Genomic DNA, 736 nt, shown 5'->3' on the forward strand with positions numbered 1-736 from the left:
GCGATGTAATGCCACTCGACCCGTCGCTCCTGCGACCAGCGCAGGATGGCTGACGAGGTCAGTTCGGTGCCGTTATCGCTGACCACCGTATGCGGCTTGCCGCGCATCCCAAGCAGACCGGTCAGTTCCCTCGCCACCCGAGCGCCTGACAACGACGTATCGGCCACCAGCGCCAGGCATTCCCGGGTGTAGTCATCGACCACGCACAGGATACGGAAGCGCCGGCCGCAGACCAGGCTGTCCGAGACGAAGTCGAGCGACCATCGCTGGTTCGGTCCGTCCGGCAGCACCATTGGTGCCCGGGTGCCCAATGCCCGCTTGCGACCGCCACGACGACGCACCCGCAGCCCTTCCTCGCGGTAGATCCGCAGCAGCTTCTTGTGGTTGGGCGTCATGCCTTCCCGCGCCAGCAGGTAGCCGAGGCGGCGATAGCCGAACCGACGGCGTTCTCCTGCCAGTTCGCGTAATCGTTGCCGCAAAGGCGCATCGTCCGGCCTGCACGGCTGATACCGGACCACTCTGCGGCTCACGCCGACCAGTGAACACGCCCGACGCTCGCTCATTCCGTGATGCTCACGGGCATGGGCGACGGCTTCCCGCTTGGCGCCGGGCGTCACCATTTTTTTGATGCCAGATCCTTCAGCACCGCGTTGTCGAGCATCGCCTCGGCCAGCAGCTTCTTCAGGCGGGCGTTCTCCTCCTCAAGCGACCGCAGGCGACGCGCCTCGGACACCTC

1 pseudogene is annotated in these 736 nt (G+C 66.0%); it reads right to left on the reverse strand.

What is annotated here, in order from left to right:
* Positions 1-736 (reverse strand): annotated as a pseudogene (locus tag IE191_RS20925) (IS3 family transposase); the annotation flags it as partial.

The organism is Novosphingobium pokkalii, from assembly GCF_014652855.1.
In the GTDB taxonomy this organism is placed as follows: Bacteria; Pseudomonadota; Alphaproteobacteria; order Sphingomonadales; family Sphingomonadaceae; genus Novosphingobium; species Novosphingobium pokkalii.